Origin of the sequence: Enterococcus sp. C50 (assembly GCF_040887505.1) — a bacterium.
Classification (GTDB): domain Bacteria; phylum Bacillota; class Bacilli; order Lactobacillales; family Enterococcaceae; genus Enterococcus_B; species Enterococcus_B thailandicus.
This window is the reverse complement of sequence record NZ_JBFOFW010000003.1, coordinates 131,795-155,595: the sequence shown is the minus strand read 5'-3', so window position 1 is coordinate 155,595 and position 23,801 is coordinate 131,795. Positions and strand designations below refer to the sequence as shown.

The 23,801-nt window shown below is 36.2% G+C and carries 22 protein-coding genes; 7 read left to right on the top strand and 15 right to left on the bottom strand.

The window, feature by feature from the left end; genetic code table 11:
* Positions 1 to 170 precede the first annotated feature (170 nt).
* Positions 171 to 1,523: a Mur ligase family protein gene (locus AB3I20_RS05535; protein ID WP_067482829.1), complete on the top strand. Its 1,353-nt coding sequence runs from the start codon at positions 171 to 173 to the stop codon at positions 1,521 to 1,523.
* Positions 1,516 to 2,211 (top strand): type 1 glutamine amidotransferase, encoded by a 696-nt coding sequence (locus AB3I20_RS05530; RefSeq protein ID WP_067482831.1) that lies wholly within the window; start codon positions 1,516 to 1,518, stop codon positions 2,209 to 2,211. Before AB3I20_RS05535 ends, AB3I20_RS05530 begins: the two co-directional genes overlap by 8 nt.
* A gap of 92 nt (positions 2,212 to 2,303) precedes the next feature.
* On the opposite strand, the gene manA is transcribed toward AB3I20_RS05530, so the two are convergent.
* The 6 genes from manA to AB3I20_RS05500 all read right to left on the bottom strand — a co-directional run bounded on the left by manA (position 2,304) and on the right by AB3I20_RS05500 (position 10,070).
* Complete coding sequence (gene manA, locus AB3I20_RS05525; protein ID WP_067482833.1) at positions 2,304 to 3,260, bottom strand: mannose-6-phosphate isomerase, class I; 957 nt, start codon at positions 3,258 to 3,260, stop codon at positions 2,304 to 2,306.
* Positions 3,261 to 3,298: 38 nt separating this feature from the next.
* Entirely contained in the window at positions 3,299 to 4,324 is a 1,026-nt protein-coding gene (locus tag AB3I20_RS05520; protein WP_368027068.1) for a serine hydrolase domain-containing protein, read from the bottom strand.
* Between the two features lie 231 nt (positions 4,325 to 4,555).
* Positions 4,556 to 5,392 carry a VOC family protein gene (locus AB3I20_RS05515; protein ID WP_368027067.1) on the bottom strand — a complete coding sequence of 279 codons (837 nt, stop codon included), beginning with the start codon at positions 5,390 to 5,392 and terminating at the stop codon, positions 4,556 to 4,558.
* A gap of 395 nt (positions 5,393 to 5,787) precedes the next feature.
* Positions 5,788 to 7,677 (bottom strand): ABC transporter ATP-binding protein, encoded by a 1,890-nt coding sequence (locus AB3I20_RS05510; RefSeq protein WP_368027066.1) that lies wholly within the window; start codon positions 7,675 to 7,677, stop codon positions 5,788 to 5,790.
* Positions 7,674 to 9,401: an ABC transporter ATP-binding protein gene (locus tag AB3I20_RS05505; RefSeq protein ID WP_368027065.1), complete on the bottom strand. Its 1,728-nt coding sequence runs from the start codon at positions 9,399 to 9,401 to the stop codon at positions 7,674 to 7,676. Before AB3I20_RS05505 ends, AB3I20_RS05510 begins: the two co-directional genes overlap by 4 nt.
* 15 nt (positions 9,402 to 9,416) lie before the next feature.
* The gene (locus tag AB3I20_RS05500) at positions 9,417 to 10,070 is read right to left on the bottom strand and encodes a TetR/AcrR family transcriptional regulator (protein ID WP_270608165.1); all 654 of its coding nucleotides are present in this window, start codon (positions 10,068 to 10,070) and stop codon (positions 9,417 to 9,419) included.
* 722 nt (positions 10,071 to 10,792) lie between these two features.
* On the opposite strand from AB3I20_RS05500, the gene AB3I20_RS05495 reads away from it, so the two are divergent.
* Complete coding sequence (locus tag AB3I20_RS05495; RefSeq protein ID WP_067482848.1) at positions 10,793 to 11,413, top strand: FMN-dependent NADH-azoreductase; 621 nt, start codon at positions 10,793 to 10,795, stop codon at positions 11,411 to 11,413.
* A 108-nt stretch (positions 11,414 to 11,521) separates the two neighbouring features.
* Here AB3I20_RS05495 and AB3I20_RS05490 read toward each other — a convergent pair whose 3' ends face one another.
* On the bottom strand, positions 11,522 to 12,691 hold the full coding sequence (locus AB3I20_RS05490; RefSeq protein ID WP_067482849.1) for an AI-2E family transporter: 1,170 nt from the start codon (positions 12,689 to 12,691) through the stop codon (positions 11,522 to 11,524).
* Between the two features lie 9 nt (positions 12,692 to 12,700).
* The gene (locus AB3I20_RS05485; RefSeq protein ID WP_067482850.1) at positions 12,701 to 13,054 is read right to left on the bottom strand and encodes a PTS glucitol/sorbitol transporter subunit IIA; all 354 of its coding nucleotides are present in this window, start codon (positions 13,052 to 13,054) and stop codon (positions 12,701 to 12,703) included.
* A gap of 165 nt (positions 13,055 to 13,219) precedes the next feature.
* On the opposite strand from AB3I20_RS05485, the gene AB3I20_RS05480 reads away from it, so the two are divergent.
* From AB3I20_RS05480 to AB3I20_RS05470, 3 genes are read left to right on the top strand one after another with little or no spacing between them, the layout of a single operon-like run.
* Positions 13,220 to 14,236 (top strand): lactonase family protein, encoded by a 1,017-nt coding sequence (locus AB3I20_RS05480; protein WP_368027064.1) that lies wholly within the window; start codon positions 13,220 to 13,222, stop codon positions 14,234 to 14,236.
* Positions 14,237 to 14,268: 32 nt separating this feature from the next.
* Entirely contained in the window at positions 14,269 to 14,619 is a 351-nt protein-coding gene (locus AB3I20_RS05475) for a hypothetical protein (protein WP_067482853.1), read from the top strand.
* A gap of 50 nt (positions 14,620 to 14,669) precedes the next feature.
* Positions 14,670 to 14,831, top strand: coding sequence for a hypothetical protein (locus AB3I20_RS05470; protein WP_086270684.1), 162 nt, complete (start codon positions 14,670 to 14,672; stop codon positions 14,829 to 14,831).
* A gap of 677 nt (positions 14,832 to 15,508) precedes the next feature.
* Here AB3I20_RS05470 and AB3I20_RS05465 read toward each other — a convergent pair.
* The 6 genes from AB3I20_RS05465 to AB3I20_RS05440 all read right to left on the bottom strand — a co-directional run bounded on the left by AB3I20_RS05465 (position 15,509) and on the right by AB3I20_RS05440 (position 22,804).
* Complete coding sequence (locus tag AB3I20_RS05465) at positions 15,509 to 15,943, bottom strand: hypothetical protein (RefSeq protein WP_071869109.1); 435 nt, start codon at positions 15,941 to 15,943, stop codon at positions 15,509 to 15,511.
* A 93-nt stretch (positions 15,944 to 16,036) separates the two neighbouring features.
* On the bottom strand, positions 16,037 to 17,899 hold the full coding sequence (locus tag AB3I20_RS05460) for an LTA synthase family protein (RefSeq protein ID WP_368027063.1): 1,863 nt from the start codon (positions 17,897 to 17,899) through the stop codon (positions 16,037 to 16,039).
* A gap of 133 nt (positions 17,900 to 18,032) precedes the next feature.
* Positions 18,033 to 19,190 carry an NAD(P)-dependent oxidoreductase gene (locus tag AB3I20_RS05455; RefSeq protein ID WP_067482861.1) on the bottom strand — a complete coding sequence of 386 codons (1,158 nt, stop codon included), beginning with the start codon at positions 19,188 to 19,190 and terminating at the stop codon, positions 18,033 to 18,035.
* Between the two features lie 132 nt (positions 19,191 to 19,322).
* Positions 19,323 to 20,159: an HAD family hydrolase gene (locus tag AB3I20_RS05450; protein ID WP_368027062.1), complete on the bottom strand. Its 837-nt coding sequence runs from the start codon at positions 20,157 to 20,159 to the stop codon at positions 19,323 to 19,325.
* Between the two features lie 322 nt (positions 20,160 to 20,481).
* Positions 20,482 to 21,306 (bottom strand): ammonia-dependent NAD(+) synthetase, encoded by an 825-nt coding sequence (gene nadE / locus AB3I20_RS05445; RefSeq protein ID WP_067482866.1) that lies wholly within the window; start codon positions 21,304 to 21,306, stop codon positions 20,482 to 20,484.
* Positions 21,307 to 21,331: 25 nt separating this feature from the next.
* Entirely contained in the window at positions 21,332 to 22,804 is a 1,473-nt protein-coding gene (locus AB3I20_RS05440; protein ID WP_095803822.1) for a nicotinate phosphoribosyltransferase, read from the bottom strand.
* Positions 22,805 to 23,061: 257 nt separating this feature from the next.
* On the opposite strand from AB3I20_RS05440, the gene AB3I20_RS05435 reads away from it, so the two are divergent.
* Entirely contained in the window at positions 23,062 to 23,292 is a 231-nt protein-coding gene (locus AB3I20_RS05435; RefSeq protein ID WP_067482870.1) for a hypothetical protein, read from the top strand.
* Between the two features lie 138 nt (positions 23,293 to 23,430).
* On the opposite strand, the gene AB3I20_RS05430 is transcribed toward AB3I20_RS05435, so the two are convergent.
* Positions 23,431 to 23,787 carry a DUF1827 family protein gene (locus AB3I20_RS05430; protein ID WP_067482872.1) on the bottom strand — a complete coding sequence of 119 codons (357 nt, stop codon included), beginning with the start codon at positions 23,785 to 23,787 and terminating at the stop codon, positions 23,431 to 23,433.
* Between the last annotated feature and the right edge of the window lie 14 nt (positions 23,788 to 23,801).

Below are 23,801 nucleotides of genomic sequence, written 5' to 3'. Positions count from 1 at the left end.
AAGAACGTTCTTGATTCTATCAATCAAGAGCGTTTTTCTTTTTTTTATTAACTTCCTCTGTAAAATCCTCCATTTCTTAAGAAAAAGAAAAGCAATTTAACCTTTTTTTCAACATGTGGTATGATAAGTTGAATTTACTCGTCAACACGACGTTTTTTGGAGGTTACATAATGGGAATACGCAGTCAATTTGCGATTGCAGTTGGGAAATCATCACAATGGGCATTGAAAACATTTTTTAAAGGTGGCTCAAGCTTACCTGGTAAGCTTGCTCTTAAAATAGATCCGCATATTTTAGATAGTTTAGCCAAAGATTATGAAGTAGTTGTCGTAACTGGAACAAATGGAAAAACATTGACCACTGCCTTAACTGTTAATATTTTGCGTCAACAATTTGATGAAGTTTTGACAAATCCAACTGGTGCAAACATGGTTCAAGGAATCGTTTCAACATTCTTACAAGCCAAACCAAAAAAAGGACAGAAAAAATTTGCTGTTCTCGAAATTGACGAAGCTAGCTTGAGTAAAGTGACAGAATATATGAAACCTGAACTATTTTTATTCACAAATATTTTCCGTGACCAAATGGATCGTTACGGTGAAATTTATACAACGTACAAAATGATTGTTGACGGTGCTGCAAAAGCACCAAATGCAACGATTATTTCAAATGGTGACTCACCAATTTTCAATTCGGTACAAACCGTCAATCCAAACAAATATTATGGGTTTGATCACGAAGAAGATCATGAACAAATGGCTCACTACAACACAGATGGCGTTCTGTGTCCAAAATGTCATCATATCTTACATTATAAAATGATCACTTATGCGAACTTAGGGAAGTATTATTGTCCAAATTGTGACTTTAAACGTCCTGAACTTGATTATCGTTTAACTGAGATGATTCGTATGGACAATGTTTCTGCTGATTTTGTCATTGACGGACATGAGTATGGTATCGAAGTTGGTGGAATGTATAACGTGTATAATGCGTTAGCTGCTACAGCTGTGGCTGAATATTATGGTGTCGCACCAGAAAAAATCAAACAAGGTCTGGGTTATGATGAAAAAGTCTTCGGCCGGCAAGAAACGATAACAATCAATGACAAGAAATGCACATTGATCCTTGTTAAAAATCCAGTTGGAATCAATCAAGTAATTGATATGATTGGTCTTGCGCCTTACCCGTTTTCATTAGTTTCCCTACTAAATGCGAATTATGCTGATGGAATTGATGTCAGTTGGATTTGGGATGGCAACTATGAAAACTTCGCAACTATGGCTATTCCAGCAGTTATCTCTGGTGGAGATCGCCATACAGACATGACTTTGCGCTTAAAAGTTGCGGGTATTCCAGAAGAAAAATTAACGGAAACAAAAGAAATTCCTGAAGTAATTGAAAAAATCAAAACACTTCCAACCGAACATGTTTATATTCTAGCGACTTACACTGCTGTTTTGCAGTTGCGTAAAGAATTGGCAAATCAGGGATATATTAAGGGAGGCATGAATAATGGCTAATTATGAATTAACTATTGCGCACCTGTATGGTAATTTAATGAATACTTACGGGGATAACGGAAATTTATTGATGCTCAAATACGTTGCCGAAAAAATGGGCGTGACTTTCAATTCTGAAATCGTCAGCATCCATGAACCTTTTGATGAAAAAAAATATGACTTAGTCTTTTTCGGTGGTGGGCAAGACTTTGAACAGCTGATTATTTCAGAAGACATTCAAGACAAGAAAGAATCTTTGACAAACTATATTGAAAATGATGGTGTCATGCTTGCGATTTGTGGTGGCTATCAATTACTTGGTCACTATTACATGGGCGCTAATGGTGAAAAAATCCAAGGAATCAGTGCTTTAGATCACTACACACTTAGCCAAGACAACAATCGTTTTATCGGAGATATTGTTATTCACAATGAAGAATTTGACGAAACTTATTATGGATTTGAAAATCATAATGGACGAACTTTCTTAGGTGAAGGTGAACGTCCTCTTGGGAAAGTCGTTCAAGGAGAAGGAAACAATGGCGAAGATCAGTCTGAAGGAGTTATTTACCGTAATGTTTATGGTTCTTACTTCCATGGTCCTATCTTAGCACGTAATGAACACTTAGCTGAACGCTTGATTCGCCTAGCTTTAGAAAAGCGTTATGGAAAAGAGTTAGATTTGCCAACTGTGACAACAAAAATGTAGCACCTAGCATTTCATACAAAAAACTCAAACAAAAAGAATGAACCAAAGCGAAATTCGCGTTGGCTCATTCTTTTTTGCATTCTTTCAATCAATTATTTCTTTTCACCGGGAACAGAAGCAATAATTGCTAACTCACCTTGGATCGTCCATTCTTTGACGCCATCAGGAATGATGCAGCTTGTCCCTTTCTCCAATGAATAAGTTTTTCCGTCAACCACTAACTCGCCAGCGCCAGCAATTACTGTCATCAGCGTATAAGGTGCTTGTTTTTTAAATGACATGATGCCTTTAACGTCCCATTCATAAACGTTAAAGAATTCTGTTTCTAGATACGTAACTACGGAAGAATTGCCTTCACGAATTTCTTTTACGTGTAATTCTGGCGTTTTCGCTGGAACAGTTGTTACATCAATTGATTGTTGGATGTGTAATTCACGGGTATTTCCTTGATCGTCTTTGCGATCGTAATCATAAACACGGTAAGTCGTATCTGAACTTTGTTGTGTTTCTAAAATCATGATTCCTTTACCAATTGCGTGGATTGTTCCACTTGGTACATAGAAGAAATCACCTTTTTTCACAGGAACACGTTTCAATAAATCATCCCAACGACCTTCTTCAATCATTTTCGCAAGTTCTTCACGTGTTTTTGCGTGATGACCATAAATGATTTCTGCGCCTGGCTCTGCATCAATGATGTACCAGCACTCTGTTTTACCTAATTCACCTTCATGTTCCATTCCATATGTATCATCTGGATGGACTTGAACAGATAATTCATCTTCTGCATCTAAAATTTTAATTAGTAATGGAAAAACTGGTTCTGTGGGGTGACCGAATAACTCTTTATGATTTGCCCAAAGGTCATCTAATTTTTGACCTTTAAATTCGCCATTTTCAACGATACTTACACCATGAGGATGCGCACTGATTGCCCAGTCCTCTCCAATTTTGTCACTAGGAATGTCAAATCCAAATACAGAACGTAGGCGACTTCCTCCCCAAATTTTTTCTTGGAAAACTGGTTTTAAAAACATAGGTTCTTGCATAATTCAAACTCCTCTCAACTTTCATAGCTATTATAGCACTATTTTTGTAAGAACGCTTTCTCTTTCAGATAAGTTTCAACAATTTCATCACGACATTCAAGATAGGCTTCACGCGCATCATTTGGATGAATACGGTTGGATAAAAAGATAAAGCCTTCTTGACTAATAACATCAATTAACAGGAACGTTCCTGTATATCCCGTGTGGAAAAGTATCGGATGTTGATCCTTTTGATCTAATTTAAGATCCCATCCTAATGATCGCTGTCCATTTTTTTCAGGTGTATGATCTTGAAGTAATGACTCAATCGTTTGGGTAGTCAAAAATTGTCCCCCATTGACTTTTCCTTTAGCCAAATACATTTGAACAAAAGAAATGCTATCTTCTAAATCCAAAAATAACCCTGCATTTCCAGCATGTTCAGCTAAAATTCTTGCTTTAGGGTCATGAGTGATTCCTCTTAAAACTTCTCCAGAGGGTAATTGTTCAGTAGGAACGATTTTTTTAGATGGAAAAGGTAAAAATAAACTATTCATCATTCCTAAAGGTTCAAGAACTTGTTCTTGAAATAATTCAACCGCTGGCTCTTGATAAATTTCTTCCAACATCAAACCAAGCAAGATTGTCCCTGCATCAGTATATTTTACCGTTTTGCCTAACTCAGCTCCAGGTTGCAATGTTAAATAAGCAGCAATCAATTCTTCTTGTGTTAATGAATCTCGGTCAGGTATCCAAGTTTGAATATCTGAAGTGTGCGTCAATAAATGACGAATGGTAATTGTCTGGTTTTCAAATGCTGGTAAATAGCGCTGAAGCGGTTGATCCAAGTCAAGTTTACCGTCTTCCCACAATCGTAAAACAAGTGTTGTGGTAGCGATGACTTTCGTTAACGATGCTGCATCAAAAAGTAAGTCTTCTGACATCGGTTGTGTATCAGGAACAATTTGGGCTTGTCCTGCTGCAAATGATTCGACTTTTTCTTGTTTGATAAAAGCAGCTACAACACCGGGGTAAAAACCTTCCGCAAGTTTAGTCAAAATCATTTGTTTTGTTTCTGGATACATGTTCTTTCCTCATTTCTACTCAAAGAATCTCTTTGAAGGATTTGATCATTCATACAGCACAAGCATATATTTTTCTGGGTAGTGAAGCAAGCTGTTTCAGTTGATTTCTTTCGATTACTTTGTTTAAAAAAAATAAGAGAAGCCATCCAGCTACTCTTATCCTTTATCAAAATGATTGTAGTCAGTACTATCGTTAAGAAATTATTTTTTGGCTGACTCCAATCTATTTAGCTATTTTTTAGGATTGCTGACAAACCACCACTCGATACCAATTGCATCATACACAGTGATGACTGATTTTTTCTTATCTACGAAGAAATCAAGATTTTCAGCTTGTAAATGTTCAATCAATGTTTCCATGTTTTCTGGTGTCACGACAAATTTCAAGAAGTCTAACCCTAAAACCTCATCTGTTGGTAAGTCGATTGTTCCACCTACTGCTTGGTTCAAACCAACATGAAAATCGCCTTCGTTCAGTACATGCAGACCATTTTCTTCGTTATGTACTTTTAGTCCGAGTACATGACTCAAAAATTGGCGCTCTTTCGCTAGGTCGCTAACATTCAAATGAATTTTTTCAAAATAGGCACCTGATGTTAACTTTGTGAATTTTTCTTCAGATTTTCGCAGTAAAGCTTCTTGATCCATTACTTCAGGTTCTGCTTTTTCAACATTTTTTTCTTCGTAATAAATTTCAAGTTCGTTACCTTCTGGGTCAACTAATAAGATTCCCATACGTGCTTGATCTTCCAGTGCATCTTTAATTGGATAATTTGTTTTACGGATACGGCATAACATATCTGCCATTTCTTCCACACTTGGAATGACCAAAGAAAAGCGACTCAACTTTTTGATTTCACCTGTGTGATTGTTCGCACGTGGGCTTTCTTCTAGTAAAAGCATTTCACTGTCACTATCTTGTGTACCAAAAATAGCCAACTCATTTTCTTCACGCTTCAAATCAAAACCAACTGTATCCTTATAAAAAGCAATCATTTTATCGCGATCTTTGACTCGGATAGCCACACTTTTTAAATAGGTAGTAGCCCCCAATTTAAAATCTTTCATTTATTCTACTCCCCTTCTGCGTCAAATTATATTTTAACGATGGATGTCACTTCTTTCAAGCAATAACTAAGAATTTGTGAAATTTATTTAGTCCGAGAGTAACACCAATCTCCATTTTCTTCAAGAAAATCAAAAAAATTGGCGGAATCTAACAAATAACTTTTCCTGAATACAGCTTTTTTAATTATTTTTCGTTGCCAATCAGTTGGTTATTTCAAATAAATATGAAAAAGGGATGTGACAATCCTTCTGTCACATCCCTTTTTAGAATAAACGGTGTTCCCAAAGCAACTACTCAATATAACTTGCATTCACTTCAAAACATGAAAAGCTATTTTGAGTGTTTGCTCATTATCTGTTCGGAGCTAATCGCTTGGCGCCACAACCTCTTGTTATTAAGCAACTTCTTCAGAAAATTGACTATTATAAAGATCAGCATAAAAACCATCTTTAGCCATTAGTTCTTCATGGTTACCTGTTTCTACAATTGATCCATGATTCATCACAATAATATTGTCTGCATCGCGAATCGTTGACAAGCGATGCGCAACCACAAAACTTGTCCGATTTTCTAAGAGACGGTTCATTGCTCGTTGGATCAAAATCTCTGTTCGAGTATCAACACTTGAAGTTGCCTCATCCAGAATCAAGACATCTGGATTAGCCAAGAATGCGCGAGCAATCGTGATCAATTGGCGTTGTCCTTGAGAGATGTTACCTGCATCTTCATTTAAAATCGTGTCATATCCTTCTGGTAATTTACGAACAAAATCATCCACATGAGCAGCTTTGGCAGCGGCAATTACTTGGTCTTTTGTGGCTTGTTCATTTCCATAATGGATATTGTCATAGATTGTACCTGTGAATAACCACGTATCTTGTAAGACCATCGAGAATTTGGCACGCAACTCATCACGGGATAAGTCTCGAGTATCAACACCTTCATAGCGAATGCTTCCGCCAGACACATCATAAAAACGTTCCAACAAATTGATCAACGTAGTTTTACCGGCACCAGTTGGGCCAACGATTGCGACCATTTCTCCCGGTTTGACATTTAAGTTAAAATCGGTCATCAATAAGTTATCCTCAGTATAACCAAACTGTACATTTTCAAAGCGAACTTTATAGGGAGAATCTTCTTCTACTGGGAGTCCTGAAGGCTCATCTGTCATTTCAGCTTCGTCTAAGACTTCAAATACACGTTCTGCAGAAGCGACAGTTGATTGAATGGTATTCATTAAGCTAGCGATTTGAGTAATTGGTTGTGAGAATTGGCTCGTATATTGCAAGAATGCTTGAACATCCCCTAAAGAAATATTCCCATTTGCTACTTTAATCCCACCAAGGACAGCGACAAACACATAGCCTAAATTCTTAACAAAGTTCATCAACGGCATAATGATTGCCGAAATAAATTGGGCTTTCCAACCAGACGCATAAAGTTTTTCATTTTCAACTTCAAAAACTTCCTGATCTTTTCCAGCATGATTAAAGGTTTTAACAATCGTGTGACCAGCATAGGTTTCTTCTACTTGGTTATTCAACAAACCTAAACTCTTTTGTTGATCTGAAAAATATACTTGTGATTTTGGTGCGACGATCATCACAACGATTAAACTTAACGGAATCATTAGTAAAGCGACTAGTGTCAATTGCCAACTAATTGATAACATCATCACGATGACCCCAATCAGTGTAACTGTACTCGTTACAAATTGCGTCAAATTTTGTTGAAGGGTACTTGCAATGTTGTCCATATCGTTGATTGCCCGAGACATAATATCCCCATTCGTATGTGTATCATAATAAGAAATGGGTACTCGGTTCATTTTAGCTTCTAAGTCCTTACGCAAATCATAAACTGTTCGTTGTGAGACACGCGTCATAATAAATTGTTGTAAGAAACTAAACACGGCAGCAATAACATACATGACAATGACGGTCGCAATAATTTGGCCGATTTTATCAAAGTCAATTGGAAATTCAGTCACTTTTTGACCTTGCTGCATCTGTTTCGCGCCAATCATGACGCCTTTAAAAATTTCAGTTGTTGCACGACCTAGAACTTTCGGCGTTTGGATTTGGAAAATCACTGCCGCAATTGCCAAGACAAATACTAAAACAATCGCAATTAGTCGTTTTGACATATAGCTAAAGAGGCGGCTAACTGTCCCCCAGAAGTTTTTTGCTTTTTCTCCTTTTGCACCAATGTTACGCCCAGGTCCATGACCACCTCCGCCACGCATTGATCCATGAGAGGATTGTGTTTTTTCTTTACTCATGCTAAGTCCTCCTCTCTTAATTGCGAACGAACAATTTCCGCATAAGTTTCATTTTTTTCTAGCAGTTCTTTGTGTGTTCCTTTACCAACTAACTTGCCTTCATCTAAAACTAAAATCGTATCAGCATCCATGACGGTACTTACGCGTTGCGCTACTAAAACAGTTATACTGTCGGTCATGTCCTGTTTCAATGCTTGACGAAGTTTCGCATCTGTTTTGAAATCAAGCGCAGAAAATGAATCATCAAATACATAAACATCTGCTGGTTTGACTAATGCGCGAGCAATCGCTAACCGCTGTCTTTGTCCACCAGAAAAATTTCCTCCACCTTGTTCAACATGACTATCTAGCCCGTCTTCCAACTCAGAAACAAACTCTTTTGCTTGAGCAATTTCTAATGCTTTCCAGATCATTTCATCCGTTGCGTCAGGTAAGCCATATTGCATGTTTTCCCGAATCGTTCCAGAAAATAAAATCGCTTTTTGTGGAACGAAACCAATCAAATCACGCAAGTTTTCTTGAGTCATTTCACGAATATCCGTTTGATTTAAACGAATTTCGCCTGATTCAATTTCATATAGTCGAGGAATCAAATTCACTAACGTTGTTTTACCAGAACCAGTTCCACCGATAATCGCAACGATTTCCCCTGATTTTGCACGAAAATCAATATCTTCAAGCGCTAATTTTTCCGCGCCACGATAACGATAATCCACATGGTCAAAATTCAACGTTGCAGACTTTCCGGCAAGCGTTACTTCTTTTGGATTTTTTGGGTCCGTAATATCGATATCTTCGTCTAATACTTCATTGATCCGATCAGCAGAAGCTTGCGCACGAGGAACCATGATAAAGATCATTGATAGCATCATGAAACTAATTAGGATTTGCATCGCATAAGTCATAAAAGCAATTAAATTCCCAACTTCTAAATTCATTTCAGCTATGTAGTGTCCACCAAACCAAGTAATTGCTACGTTTGTTCCACTCATGATTAGCGTCATCAACGGCATCATCAATGCAACAATTGAGTTCACGCGAATCGCTGTGTTTGTGTAATCTTTATTTGCTAAATCAAAACGGTTCTCTTCAAACTTTGTTTTATCAAACGCACGAATCACGCGGACACCCGTTAAGCCTTCACGGAAAACTAAGTTCAAGCGGTCCGTTTTCTTTTGCATACTCTTAAACAACGGAACCGCAAAATACATAATACCGCCAACTAAAACTAACATGATTGGGATAACTACCAAAAAGATTTTTGTTAACTCTTGATCTTTTTGATAAGCAAGAAAACTTGCTCCTATCAATGTAATAGGTGCGTTGATCATCATCCGTAAAAACATTTGAACAACCATTTGAATTTGTGTCACATCATTTGTTGTTCTCGTAATCAACGATGCTGTTCCAAATTTATCAAAGCCATCATTTGTTAGATTTTCTGCCTTTTGATAAACATCTGAGCGTAATTTTTTCCCTAATTTTTGTGACTCACGTGTCGCAAAAAAAGTATTTCCAATAGCAGCTAAAATACTAATCAGTGAAAAGCCAATCATGACAAAGCCAGTCTGCCAAATATAGTCAATGTCTCCTTTAGCTACCCCTTTATCAATAATGTTGGATGTCAATGTTGGTAAATATAAGTCTGCCAAAACTTGAACAACCATAAAACCAACTGCGGCAATGGCAGAAGTAATGGAAATTCGTTTAATAATTTTCAGCATCTATTCCCCTTCTTTCTACTTATAGGCTCCCTCTTTCAACCAAGAAAGCTTTAACTTAAATTCTTCGATTGCTTGTTCAACTGAGTAGTCTTTCGTCACTGAAAGTGATTTGTATGAATGTGCAATCGTTGAAAAAACAGCATTCATCAACAGTGATATCAACAGCTCTAATTCGTGTGAATCTCTTACTTTTAGTTTTGTTTGATCAATCACTTCTATTAAAGCTTGAGTATCCTGCTTATGTCTTTTATGTGGCATTTTTTTTGCCTTTTCCTCTTCAGAAAGATGAGGAGTCACTTTACGTGAAGCGCGATAATCCATGTTCATGAATAAGTGTCGATAAAATGCAGAATTTTCTCCTGCTAAGATTTCGCGAATCATCTTTTCAAAATAAAGCTCGAAGCCTTCAAAAAGATCTCCATGAACTTCTTTCATCAAGTTTCGCATATCTCGCGAACTATCACGTCGCAGTGTCTCAAAATAATAGAAGTACAGATCCTCTTTATTTTCAAAATATTGATAAAAACTACCACGTGGTATCTCAGCTAGTTTCACGATATTAGCAATTGACGCATCCTTTAACGGCACACGTGAAAACTCAGCATTCGCAGCGGCTAATAATCGTTGTTGCTTTTCCTTTGGCAAATGAAAAAATGTTTGTGTTGGCATAGTCCTCCTCCTTTCGTTTCTTCACCCAAATGACGCGTTGTCATATGACGCTATGTCATTATAACACCAGCAGACTGTTTTGCAAGTTTTTTACATTATTTTTTTCATTTATTTCAACTGCAAAAAAGAAACAGTGCATCCGTTAAACGAATGCACTGCTTCTTTTAAAAATAAGTGAGTAAGGGTTTCCCACCTTTTACGTTTGAGTTCGTTCATTATTTGCCTAAAAGAAAACCCGTTTGCCAGCCAGACGAACTTAGAATATGAGAAGTCTCTTCGGCTATCTTTTTGTAAAAACAATGAACTAACAGCAACTCTAATGAAAGAGTGATGATTTGCTACGACTATGTAAAAAAAATCAGCTCTTCCACTTGTGGGGTTATTTGAGATGTTCATCCCAAATCAACATGGTGGAATAACTAAATTATAGCCATGCAAATCAATCATTTCCAATATACTTTTACCGATGTCGAGGTAAATAAATCTAAACAAACTGGCCTTTAGTTGAAGTTTTCTTATTTTTTTACACTTGATTTCAGTATGATTTTGTTTTGGCTCCACCAAATGGATCAGTAAAAAAAGAATGAGTAGTAAAAAAGAAAAGCAGCTAAATTAACTATTCTTTGTTTTTAAACCTTGATAGCCTTTTCTTTTTCGAGTAAACTAGCTTTGTTAGTCTTGAACATAACAAGTATGTTTACAAAAAAGGAGATTGAATCATTATGTCATCAGTATTAATTGTCAAAGGTCATCCTTTAACTGCTGAAGAATCACGCTCAGTTAAAGCTCTTTCTACATTTCTAACTAGCTATAAAGAAAGTCATCCAGAAGATGAAATCACTATTCTTGATCTTTACCGTGATGATATTCCTGAAATTGACGAAGAATTATTATCTGGTTGGGAAGTTCTTCGTACTGGAGCCGACTTCTCAGAATTAACTGAAAAGCAACAACATAAAATCGCGCGTTTTAACGAATTAACTGAACAATTTCTAGCTGCTGATAAAATCGTCATTGCCAACGCACTTTGGAACCTAAATATTCCAACACGTTTAAAAGCTTGGTTTGACACGGTCAACGTAGCTGGTAAAACATTCAAATATACAGAAAATGGTCCTCAAGGTTTAGTTCAAGGAAAGAAAGCTTTACACATCCAATCAAATGGTGGTATTTATCAAGGCCAAGATTTTGCTTCACAATATGTTAAAGGAATCTTGAACTTTATTGGAATTGACGAAATCGATCAATTATTTATCGAAGGAATCGACTACACACCTGACCGTGCAGAAGAATTGATGCAAGAAGCACTAGACAAAGCTACTCAATTAGGAAAAGATTTCTAAGCAAAACAGATCTCTTTTACAACAAAAAAACAGCAAACAACAATCTAGTTTTCGATTGTCGTTTGCTGTTTTTATTTATGTTTCTTTTTTGATTTTTAAGATAGTTGCCTATTCTTTTTTCGGCGTTTCAACTGGATCGTCTTCATATAAGGAAGAAATCGTTGTGTACCATTCAAAAATATGCGTGATGATTACTTTGGCTGCCGCATAAACAGGTATTCCCAAAATAACTCCCACAATTCCAAACAGTTTTCCAGAAGTCAATAAAACCAATAAAATCGTTACTGGATGAATCGCTAATTGATTCCCTAAAACTAATGGTGAAATCAATCGTCCTTCGATCGTTTGCTCGGCAATAAAGACGATAATCACTTTCACCAACATCAAAGGCCCTGCTACAATCCCAAGAAAGACTGCTGGAATCATGGCTAAAAATGAGCCAAGGTACGGAATTAGATTCAAGAATCCTGCAACAATACCTAACGTCACTGAATATTCCAATCCAATAATCGAAAAACCAATGATAAACATGATTGCCACAGCAAAAGCCACAGTCAATTGACCTCTTATATAAGAAGATACTTGATCGTTCATTTCACTTAATACTTTCAAAGTTGGTTTTCTCATACGTGTTGGTAAGAATTTAACAAAGTAAGGTGCTAATTGACGTCCATCTTTCAATAAATAAAACAAGATAAATGGCATCGTCATAATTGCCACAATGACTGTCGCTACCGCTCCTACGATACTTCCAACACTTTGAACGGTCGTTTTTGAAAGGTTCTTAATCAAATCGCCGGCAGAATTAATAATTTTATCCCCCGCAGTCTCAAGTTGTTCACGAAATTGATTAAACAAAGGATCGCGTAAGATTTCTGTTAATTTATCATCTATCGTGTCGACATATTGTGGGAAATTACTAGCAAAGCTAACTGATTGCTCTTGAATTTTTGGCACAATCACTACGATTCCCCAAACGATTAGCGCCACCACAACGACAAATAAACCAATAATACTGTAAATTCTGGGAATCTTTTTCTTCTCTAAATAGTCCACCACAGGATTCATCAAATAATATAAAATACCCGCTAAAATAATTGGTAGGCCAACGATAGCTAAGAATTGCCACACAGGTTCAAATAGGTATGACACTTTCGTAAAAAGAAAGACGATTACTAATAAAAGCAGAACAACTAATAAGGCCGTTACTACTTGATTATTTAAAAACCATTTCCAAAACCAGGAAATTGGTTTTCCTTTTTTATTTTTCTCCTCCATATGTCCCTCCTACTGATAATAAATTTGTGTTCCCAAATGAATTTCTGGAAGTTGATAAGGATTCAAATACACACCATTAACAATCGTATTTTCTGGTTGATGCTCGTCAAACACTAACGTTACGTGACCAACTGTTTCCAGATTTTGATTAGCAGTCGTTCCGACATGTTCAATCGTATATTCTTGTTCATCAAATCGAATTGTTTTTCCAGATTCTAGCTTAAAGGGTTCTTTATTTAAAAATTCTTGGATAATCGAGTAGTTTCGTAAAGTAGTTGTTGCTGTGTTGTTGAATAAAATCAGCATTGGTTCTTTTTCATTAATTGCTTCTGGTCCAATTTCTACTACATTGGCTTGAATCATCTTGATCTCTCCTTTGATTACTATCACAATGAACAGTGTTTTTCTTCATACAGCGTATTTTTACGCTCAAAAATATTATAGCATATTCTCTTTCATTATCCGCCAAGAACAGTTGTATGCTAAAATAAAAAAGAAAACAATTTCATTTTTTTAGGAGGGAATCAAATGATTGAAAAAATCATTTTGGGTACTTATACACGCCGAGTAAGTGAAGGAATTTATACAATCGATCTTGATACTGAAAAAAAAGAATTATCTGGACTAACTTTAGCAACTAAAGAAGTGAGTCCCACCTATTTAGCAAAGAGTAAAGCAGGGAATCTATACACTGTCACAACAGTTGATGGATTAGGTGGCGCAGGCGCATACGATTCAACGTATCAATTTTTGAATGCGGTAACAGAAGAAGGAGCACCTCTTTGTTATGTAGCAGTAGATGAAACTCGTCAGCTGGTTTATGGTGCAAATTATCATAAAGGTGAAGTAAATGTTTATCGTATTTTAGATAATGGTGGTATTGAAGCTGTCGAATCTCTTTATCATCAAGAGGAAACTGGACCACATAAAAATCAAGACCATGCACATGTCCACTACACTGATTTAACACCTGACCAACGTTTAGTTGTTTGTGATCTTGGAACTGATCGAGTGTACACTTATGATGTTGCAGAAAATGAAAAGTTAACTCTAGCAGCCACTTTTGTAGCTGAACCTGGAACTGGACCCCGTCATTTAGTTTTCCATCCGACACAGCCAATTGCTTATTTATTTGGTGAATTAGACAGCACCGTAAGCGTCCTCGCTTATCAAGAAAATGGTTCATTTGAAAAGTTACAAAAAATTTCAACTTTACCAGAAGATTTCACAGGTGAAAATGGCGGTGCTGCTATCCGAATTTCAAATGACGGCCGTTTCTTATATACTTCTAATCGTGGACATAACTCAATCGCAGTCTTTGAGATTTCTAGTAATGGTGAACAGCTTTCTGCTATTCAAAATATTTCAACAGAAGGTGATTTTCCTCGTGACTTTGCCTTAAATTCAACAAATGAGTTTTTAGTTTGTGCAAATCAAAATAGTGATAACTTAACTTTATTCACACGTGATGCTCAAACCGGAAAGTTAACATTACTACAAAAAGACATTTATGCACCTGAGTGTGTGTGCGTCTATTTCGACTAAAATCAACCTATTTTTCAAAGGAGGAAATTTTTATGATTCAAAAATCAGCTGAAGAGTATCTATTAGACAACCTTTCTGAACTTTATAATAAGTGTCTTCCCTTGTACGAATTGATTACTAGCCCACGCTATGAAAAAAATCGAGTTATTGTTGTGACGAACGAGCTATACAGCCTCGCTCAAACAGCAAAATTATATACTCAGCTACATCCAGAATTGCAAATCAAAGAAGTCAGCAAATTTTTTGATGCTTTTCATCAGTTTTATGCTGAACTCAAGCAAGTCTTCTTCAATGAAGATTCTAATACCGCTTTGCTTTATAGCAAATTGACCATTATGAAACAAAACTTTGAACATTTAACTGCTATTTTTCACAGCTTATAAATGAACCTAGTAATAACTATAGATGAATGATGAAGAAAGAAGCGAAGAACATGAACCAACAAGAAGTGTTAGATCGTTTGCGAGAAGATTTGCAGATTCCTTTTTTTCAGGGGAAAATCGAAGATAAAGAGTATACTGAAGCAGACTATCAACAACTAAAGAAAAATCTGGAAGATTATTTTGATAACTACGTCAGGAATGTTGAAAACTGAAAAAGGTTGTGGCGCAAAGTGGTTAGCTTCAAGTAATAAGGAATCTTTTCTAAAAATAGCTTCTCATATTTTTAAGAAAAGAGGACTTATTACCGAAGAAGCTACTTTGAGAACACTGTGAATAGAGGTTGTGGTTCCAAGCGCTCAACTCCAAACAGATAATGAGCAGGTACTCAAAATAGCTTCTCATATTTTGAAGTGGATCCACGTTATATGGAGGAGTTGCTTGGGGAACACCGTAAATAAAGGTCGTGAAAGAAGTGTCTAGCTTAAATAAATAAGAATAAATTTCCAGAAATTGTTTTTCAAATTTTGTGAAATTTAGACTTATTTAGCAGGAATTACTTCTTGAACACCGTGAGTAGAGCTTGTGGCACAAAACGTCTAGCTCCGACTAGATAACAATCAACTGACCAAAATAGCTTTTCATGTTTTGGGCTAGTTGTGAATTATCTGGCGGAGTCGGACGCTTTGTACCACAAGCTTTTTTATTATACATTGAATTTTTGAGCATCAAAAAACCACCGAGTTGGTTAGGCTCGGTGGAAAAGGCTACTTACTCAATGAGAGTAAATAAAGGTTGTTGTTGGTTATGCTTTTATCATATAGCAGTGAACAACTCTTATCATAAAAAAAACGTTATATTTAGATTAAATAACTCTAGTTTTATCTTTAAATTATTTTTTCATCAAAAGATTGGTCATTTTTTGGATTGCTAGTGAAATATCATCTGTTGCTTGGTCTTGTTTCTTTTCTGAAGCTTCAAATAAATCCGTATCAATTCCCTTTTCTACGTTAATACTTTGAATCATTTCTTCACAACCAGCTACATAAGAAAGATAGGCACGTTCAAATTTTTTGTGAATCCCCATCACTTTTGCTGGAGGACGTAACGTACTAACTTTTTTCAGCATAGCTCGGTATTGCTTAGTTCCAGCTTCAAACAATTGAACAACTTCTGTTAATTGCTCTGAATTTAATTCTGCCACTTTCTTTTCATCAATTGCTTGACGAATCATTTCGTATTTGGGATGCATTTGCTCGCCAATTTCTTCCGTTTGTTTCACAATGTTATCGACTGATTGAACATAATAACCAATATTTGGTAACATGAAATTCCCTACTTTCTCCGTTTATCTATCCTTTATTGTACCTGTTTTTACTATTTTATGACAAGCTTATTTCTCGCCTTGTTTCTTTTCACTTCAATCACTATTTTCAAAAAAACTAGCCTGTAAACTATATTGTTTACCAGAAACGATGTCATATTGAATCATTTGATAGTCTTCATATAATTTTTTTTGTTGCTCATTCAGTTGTGCCTCTTTACGCCACTGCCCATTTTGATAATATAAGCCCCTTTCAAACGCAGGTAAAACTTGCTCCATTTCCAATAGCAATTGATAGAACCCTGTTGTTGCTTGATTCGTTTGTTCCAATAAGTTAGCTGCAAAATAAAATGGACTACTGATTGCATCATGAGTAGCTTGATTTGTTAATTTTCCTTCGCTATCAAACATTAAAAATTGTGTTTCATGTAAAGTCTGCTCATCGTTTGCTCCTTGCACTACTTCTGAGTAAATACCAGGAAGATGATCTCCCCAGAAAACAACTAGGGTTCTTCGCGAAACATCTTGTAAACTATCAACAAATTCCTTCAGTGCCTCACTGCTATAGGCAACATCCTGCAAATAGTTGGTTAAATTATCGGTGTCACTGCCGTCACTTGCCTGAGCATCGTAAGCAATATCTGAATACTTTCCACCATAAGGCATATGTGTTTGCATCGTTACTAGATGAACAAATTGTGGTGAATCTTGCTGTTTTAAAATAGATAAAACTTCTTGATAAGCGGCTTTATCTGAAATATAAGGATTGTTTTGGAGTTTTTCTGTGTAATTCATTTCTTTTTCACTGATAAATGAATCAAATCCCAAAACATCATACACATCTTCACGCTTATACATTGATGTGTTATAGGGATGAATCGCTGTTGTTTGATAATTTTGCGCTGCTAGATTGGAAACCAATGATGGAAATTTTGTCATTTTAGGAACTAACATCGTGTACGGAGTTGTTAATTGTGCATTAAATAGTTCCATTGAAAAACCAGTTAACGCTTCAAACTCAATATTTGCAGTTCCACCCCCATAATTTTGGGACAACATTTTGCCACTATAGGTTTGATTCGCAATGTCATAATAATCTTGCAGTGGATTTCCTGAAACTTCGATTCCGTTTAAGTGACTAGGGTCAGAAAAACTTTCGCTCATCACATAAACGATGTTTGGTTGCTCTTCTTCAACTGTTTGATTTTTCTTATCAGCTATTTGTTGATAATTCTTAGTGATTTCTGCCACTTTCGCTTTGGAATAGCCTTTTGGTTCATCCATTGCTTCAACTTGTAGATTGTAAAGAAACCCGCCAATAAATCCTGTATTATAGTAGTTCATTTTCTGACTATAAGGAATCCACAAGGCTGTTTTGTTGTACGCTTTTCGTAAGAGATTATTCGGGTTATTAAAACTACCAACGTACATCAATAGAATAGCAGATAAAACGAAGACAGTTCCTCGTACGACCTGAAAACGACGACCTTTTTTGAAACTCCGGTATAGCCCCCAAGCAAATAAAATGATTACTAAACCAGTAATTCCCATTAAAATAAAAAATGTCGTTCCCCCTGCCATCTCTTTCAGCAAACTAAGTTCCGTAATCATTTTGATGTCATCAGGATAAATAGGCTCTTGTCGATAACTCATTTTTAAATAGTCAGCAACACCTAAAATGCCGATAATCGTTGTATACAAAATAGATCCAACCAGAACCGATCCTGCAACACTGCTGAGGAAGGCCAGAAAAACGAATAAAACTAAGCAAGCTAAAATAAACTTTTCTGTATGCCAAGAAAACGCAAATTTCAATGCTAAGTCATAGGACAAATCATTTTGGCACCATTGTAAAAATAAATTACTCAATACAACTAAAGCGATCACGCCAATCGTAGTCAAACTAATTCGAATGATACTCTTTTGTTTAAGTGAAAGATTATTTATTCTTTTCTTCAATTAATTGCTCCTTCATCGCCTACTTTATGAACTTAAACGATTATTTTAAATTTGACTCACTCTCTTATTTTAGTAGCATCAAATTTGAAAGTAAAGCGGTCATAGGCTAATTAAAGAAATAAAAATAACTTGATTAAACTTGTGGACGTACTAATAACCGTACACGTTTAACATCCGCAATCGTTTCTAACTGACGGTTAGCTTCTAATAAATTTTTGACATCTGTACTCTCAATGTCAATCAGTGTATAAACGTAATCCTCTTTCTGGTTACGCGTCATATTACCAATTGGTAAATCATTTTCCTCCAAAATTTTAAAAACTTCCGATAAGATTCCTTGTCTTTTTTGATAAAAAATCGTAAAACGATACGGCGCACGAAAGACCATTCGCACAGCTGGAAAATTCACCGATGAACGAACTGTTCCAAACAGCAGATAGTTTCGTAATGCTCGAACAGCTTCCCGACTGCTATCCGCTAAAGCTTCTTTTGTGGACCCACCAATGTGCGGAAGCATCATGATTTTTTCATTTCCTAAAAATTCTTGTGCTGGAAAATCTGTTATGTATTTTGCCAGTTTTCCATCCTCAATCACTTGTAAAAGTGCTGCATTATCTACAATTCCACTTCGTCCCACATTAATTAAAATAGCCTCTTCTTTCATTAAAGATAACTCTTCTTTCCCCAACAGCCCATTTGTTTCCGGCGTTGAAGGTAGCATAATCACGACGAAATCAGACAATCGTAAAATATCCGGCAAGGGTAATTGCTCAACATAGTCTAACTCGTGATTTCTTCTAGCATAGCCTAAAACTTCCATGCCTAATTCATAACAAATTCGAGCAACTTCTCTTCCAATTGAACCTAATCCAAGTAAACCAATCACTTTTCCTTGTAATTCTTTACCTACAAACGGTTTTCGTTTTGCTTCTGCTTGCTCTAACAAGTCTGCTCCCTCTAAAGCTTGAACCATCTCGCTTGCTTTGATAACCGGGCGAACAGATAAAAACAAACAGCTTAATACTAGTTCTTTGACTGCATTTGCATTAACGCCAGGCGTATTCATCACAATCGTGCCATTTTCGGTGGCTTTTTGTACCTGGATCGTGTTGACCCCAACACCAGCTCTTGAAATTGCTAACAATTCTGAGCCAATCCAGTCTTCTTCAACAATAGAACTTCTTACTAGTAAGCCGTGCGCATCCTTTTTATCTGTCCGCTCAAAAAATGGCTCTTCCAATTGTTTCATCTGTTCCGTGGCAATATCATCAACTAAAGAAATCCGGTACATAAAATCGCCTCCTTTTTATCAGTATCTCTGATTACAGAAATTTAGACAAGAATTAACTTCTATTAGTCAACTGTTGTTATCCAATTAGTTTCCCAAGCAAAATAATCTATTTTCTTCACTTAAAAAATACAATCAAATTTCTTGCAAAAGAATCTGATTCAACAATACTTTTGACACACCATTTTCATCATTAGTCGCTGTTTGGATGGTTGCCCCTTTAGTTACTTCTTCCGGTGCATTGCCCATTGCCACTCCCATTCCAGATAATTTGATCATAGGCAGATCGTTAAAGTTATCTCCAATTGCCATCGTGTTTTCTAAAGGAATTTGATAGTGATTTGCCACAATCGTTAACGCTTTTTCTTTCGATACTTGATAGTGAGTAACTTCCAGATAATTTTCCTTTGATAAATAAAACGAACTAGTTTCCAGATTTAATGATTCGCAAACTTCCTTTAGTTGCTCAATTTCTGAAGTTGATCCTATCAATAATAGCTTATGAACTGGCAGTCTTTGTTCTAAAAGTAATTGGTTAAGATTGGCTACAATTGGTTCAAGTTTCGTGATTGCAGCTTCTTGCTCTACCCACTCGTCAACTGACTCCACATACCAGTCGCTTCCTGAATACAAACTAATTGAGATAGTTTTAAATTTTTTCGTTAAAAGTTCAATGAGCTGAAGTGTTTCTCCTACATTCAATTCTTGACTAAAAATTTGTTGAAACGGGTCGTCTTCTCCTTCTCTGACAATCAAGGCACCATTGTAACAAGCCATTGGGTATTCAGTGATTTCCAATACTTTCGCAATGTCATGCATTCCTTTAGGAGATCTGGCAGATGCCAAAACAAAAGGAATATTTCTAGCTTTTAGTTGTTTCAAACGACTAGCTAATTTGTTATCAATTCTGTGTTTGCTAGTTAAAATCGTTCCGTCAATATCACTCATTACTAGTTTGATTTCTTTTCTCATTTTCGTTCACCTTCTAAATAATTATTTTTAATTTTTTATAATCAAAATCGACTGCTCATGTTTCATCGCTTAGCCAATCTGTACAATCACACATTTTTTTAAAATTTATAATTGGCTTTTCCTTCAAGCTTACTCGCCCTTATGAATAATTCAAACCTTATTCAAATCCTATTTTTTAAACTAGCTTGTTCTCTTCTTTTATTATAACGGTTCCTGTAATTCTCTGTCTCATTTATCGGCATTTGCGAACATAGCTAGCTCAAATAAGTAAAAAAGAAGTCGGAAGATTTAAAAATCCTCCGACTTCTTTTACAGCTTTGTCTTACTTCCAAAAATCATCAAAAACCGTAATTGGTAGATGACGTTTATGTTTTGTTTTATCCCACCAAGCTTCAAGGGTTTCTTGTGCATGTTCAGGAATTTCTTTTCCTTCTAAATAATCATCAATTTGATCATAAGTGACACCTAAAGCAACTTCATCTGCAATTAATGGTTTCCCATCTTCCAAGTCCGCCGTTGGAATTTTTGTATACAATTCTGCTGGCGCACCTAGTTCTTTTAACAGAGCTTTTCCTTGTCGCTTGTTCAAACGAAAAAGTGGTAAAATATCTGCCCCACCATCACCAAATTTTGTAAAGAATCCTGTAATATTTTCTGCAGCATGATCTGTTCCCAAGACAGCACCAAATTTTGCACCAGCAACACCGTATTGAGTAATCATTCGTTGACGTGCTTTGATATTTCCTTTATTAAAATCACTGATTTCAACACCTGCTTCACTCAATGAGGCAACTTGTGCATCCACAGCAGGTTTGATATCAACACGTAAACTCACATCGGGCTGAATAAAATCCAATGCAGCTTTTGCATCTTCTTCGTCAGCTTGTTCGCCATAAGGTAAGCGAACAGCAACAAATTGATAACTGTCATCTTGTGTTTCTTCACGCATTTCAGCCATTGCTAACTGTGCTAAACGACCAGCTAAAGTTGAATCTTGTCCACCACTGATTCCTAAAACAAATGTTTTGATAAATGGGTATTTTTTTAAGTAGTCTTTCAAAAAGTCCACACTTCGACGAATTTCTGTTTGTGCATCAATTATAGGTTTCACACCTAGTTCTTGAATAATTTCTTGTTGTAAACTCATGTTTGTTCCCCCTCAGTGATTTCAATCATGCTTCATTGTGTAGATCAGCAACGCTTTTTTTCATTCGTTCCATAATAGACATCTTGTGATTCCAGCACTCTGTTGATAAATCAACTGGATACTTTTGTGGGTTCAAATCACGTTTATATTCTTCCCATAGAGAGTCCAAGTTCTCACGTGCATAGTCTTTAATTTCATTTAGCGAAGGTAATGAATAGACCAACTTTCCTTCAACAAAAATATCTTGTAACATCGGACGTGCCGAAAAATCACGTACCGTTTTATTGATGAACGTATGAACAGGATGGAACATAAAGATTTCCTCTTCCTTGCGAGGATCTTCATTCCATAACGTGACATAGTCTCCTTCAGATTTTCCGTCAAAATTTCGTGTAATACGCCAAACCTGTTTTTTCCCTGGCGTTGTTACTTTTTCTGCATTACTAGATAACTTGATGGTATCAATCATTTTTCCTTCTTTGTTTTCAATAGATACTAATTTGAAAACAGCCCCTAGTGCAGGTTGGTCGTAAGCTGTAATCAACTTAGTGCCCACACCCCAAACATCGATTTTTGCTTTTTGCATTTTTAAATTTAGAATCGTTGCTTCATCTAAGTCGTTAGAAGCATAGATTTTTGCTTCAGTAAAGCCTGCTGCATCTAATTGTTCACGCACACGTTTTGAAATATACGCCATATCACCACTATCAATGCGGACACCTTGGAAATTGATTTTATCACCCATTTCTCTCGCCACTCGAATCGCACTTGGCACACCTGACTTCAACGTATTATACGTATCTACTAAAAAGACACAGTCTTTATGTGTTTTCGCGTAAGCCATGAAAGCATCATAGTCGTTTCCATATGACTGAACTAATGAATGAGCATGAGTTCCACTCGCAGGAATACCAAAAATTTTCCCAGCACGCACGTTACTTGTCGCATCGGCACCACCAATGAAGGCTGCACGTGTTCCCCAAACCGCCGCATCAAGTTCTTGCGCACGTCTTGTTCCAAATTCCAATAGTGGATCGTCACCAATAACGGATTTGATTCGGGCTGCTTTCGTAGCAATCAATGTTTGGAAATTGACCATATTCAGCAGTGCTGTTTCGACCAACTGGCAATGTGCCAACGGTCCTTCGACTTGAATAAGTGGTTCATTGTTAAAGACGATCTCGCCTTCAAGCATTGAACGAACGGTTGCTTTAAATTCAAATTCTTTTAAATAAGTAAGGAAACCTTCTGGATAGTTACCCACTTCTCGTAAGTAGTCAATATCTGATTCACTGAAAGTTAAGTTTTCTAAATATTGAACTAAACGTTCCAGACCAGCAAAGACAGCATAACCATGGTTAAAAGGCATTTCTCGAAAGTAACATTCAAAAACGGCATGTAGATCTGCACGACCTAATTCCCAGTATGTCTGCATCATATTGATTTGGTACAAATCAGTGTGTAGCGTCAAACTGTCATCTGGGTAAATTTTATTCATCTGTTTAATACTCCTCTTGGCAATTTTTCATTTCCTAACCATTATATCAAAAAAACGAAATAGGAAAAGAAAACTTGATTTTTTTCCGAAAATATCAGCTTGATATTCTTTATTCCTTTTCATTTTTTCTTTGATGAATTGATTGACAGAGAAACGAACATATGTTCTAATTAATTTGTTGAAGACTTCAATTCATTGTAGTTATCCATTCATTTATTCGCGCAATCTACTTGGACAGTATAGATAAGGAGGCTGTTATGCGTACAATTACACAGCACTTTGAAACAGTTATTATCACTGCTTATATCGCAAAGCAAAAAATTATTGTTGAACGTTTGGACCATAGTTATGCAGAAGGATTGGTTCAACCAAGCATCACACCTGATGGCTTCTATCTTGATGAACATTTTATCCAGTGGGAACAGATTTCAACAATTTGCTTGGCTGAACAATATTTTCATTTTTGGAAGGACATCGTTCAAAAATAAAAAGAGTCTGGGACAAAAGCAGCCTAAATAGAAAAAAAGCCTAAAATTCGTTTTTTAAAACGTTGATTTTAGGCTTTTTTGCATTGAAAGATAGATTAAGAACGACTGAATTTTTAGTTTCGTCCCAGTCCCTTTTTGTTAGGCATTTGTTACATTTTGTTCAATAATCACAATATCTTTATTTGGACGCTTGAATTGAAGGCCAGCCCGTTCCAATTCTTGTTTGACACCAATGTGAACGGTCACATCTTCGCGTGCTACTTTCAAGATTCGACGAATAGCATAGTCGATTTCTTGCTTTGTAATTTTCTTTTTCGTATTAATCATCACCAACTGAATTTTATCATACGTATCTACATATAAAATTTGTGTACGATCTAGCGAATAGAACTTATAGTAGTTAATTGCCTGATTTCCAAAAAAGAAATCCACTATTTTTGGGTAAAATGTCTTGATATTTAGATTACTATTGATTGGTGTTTCAACTAATTTCATCTCATCCCTCTTTT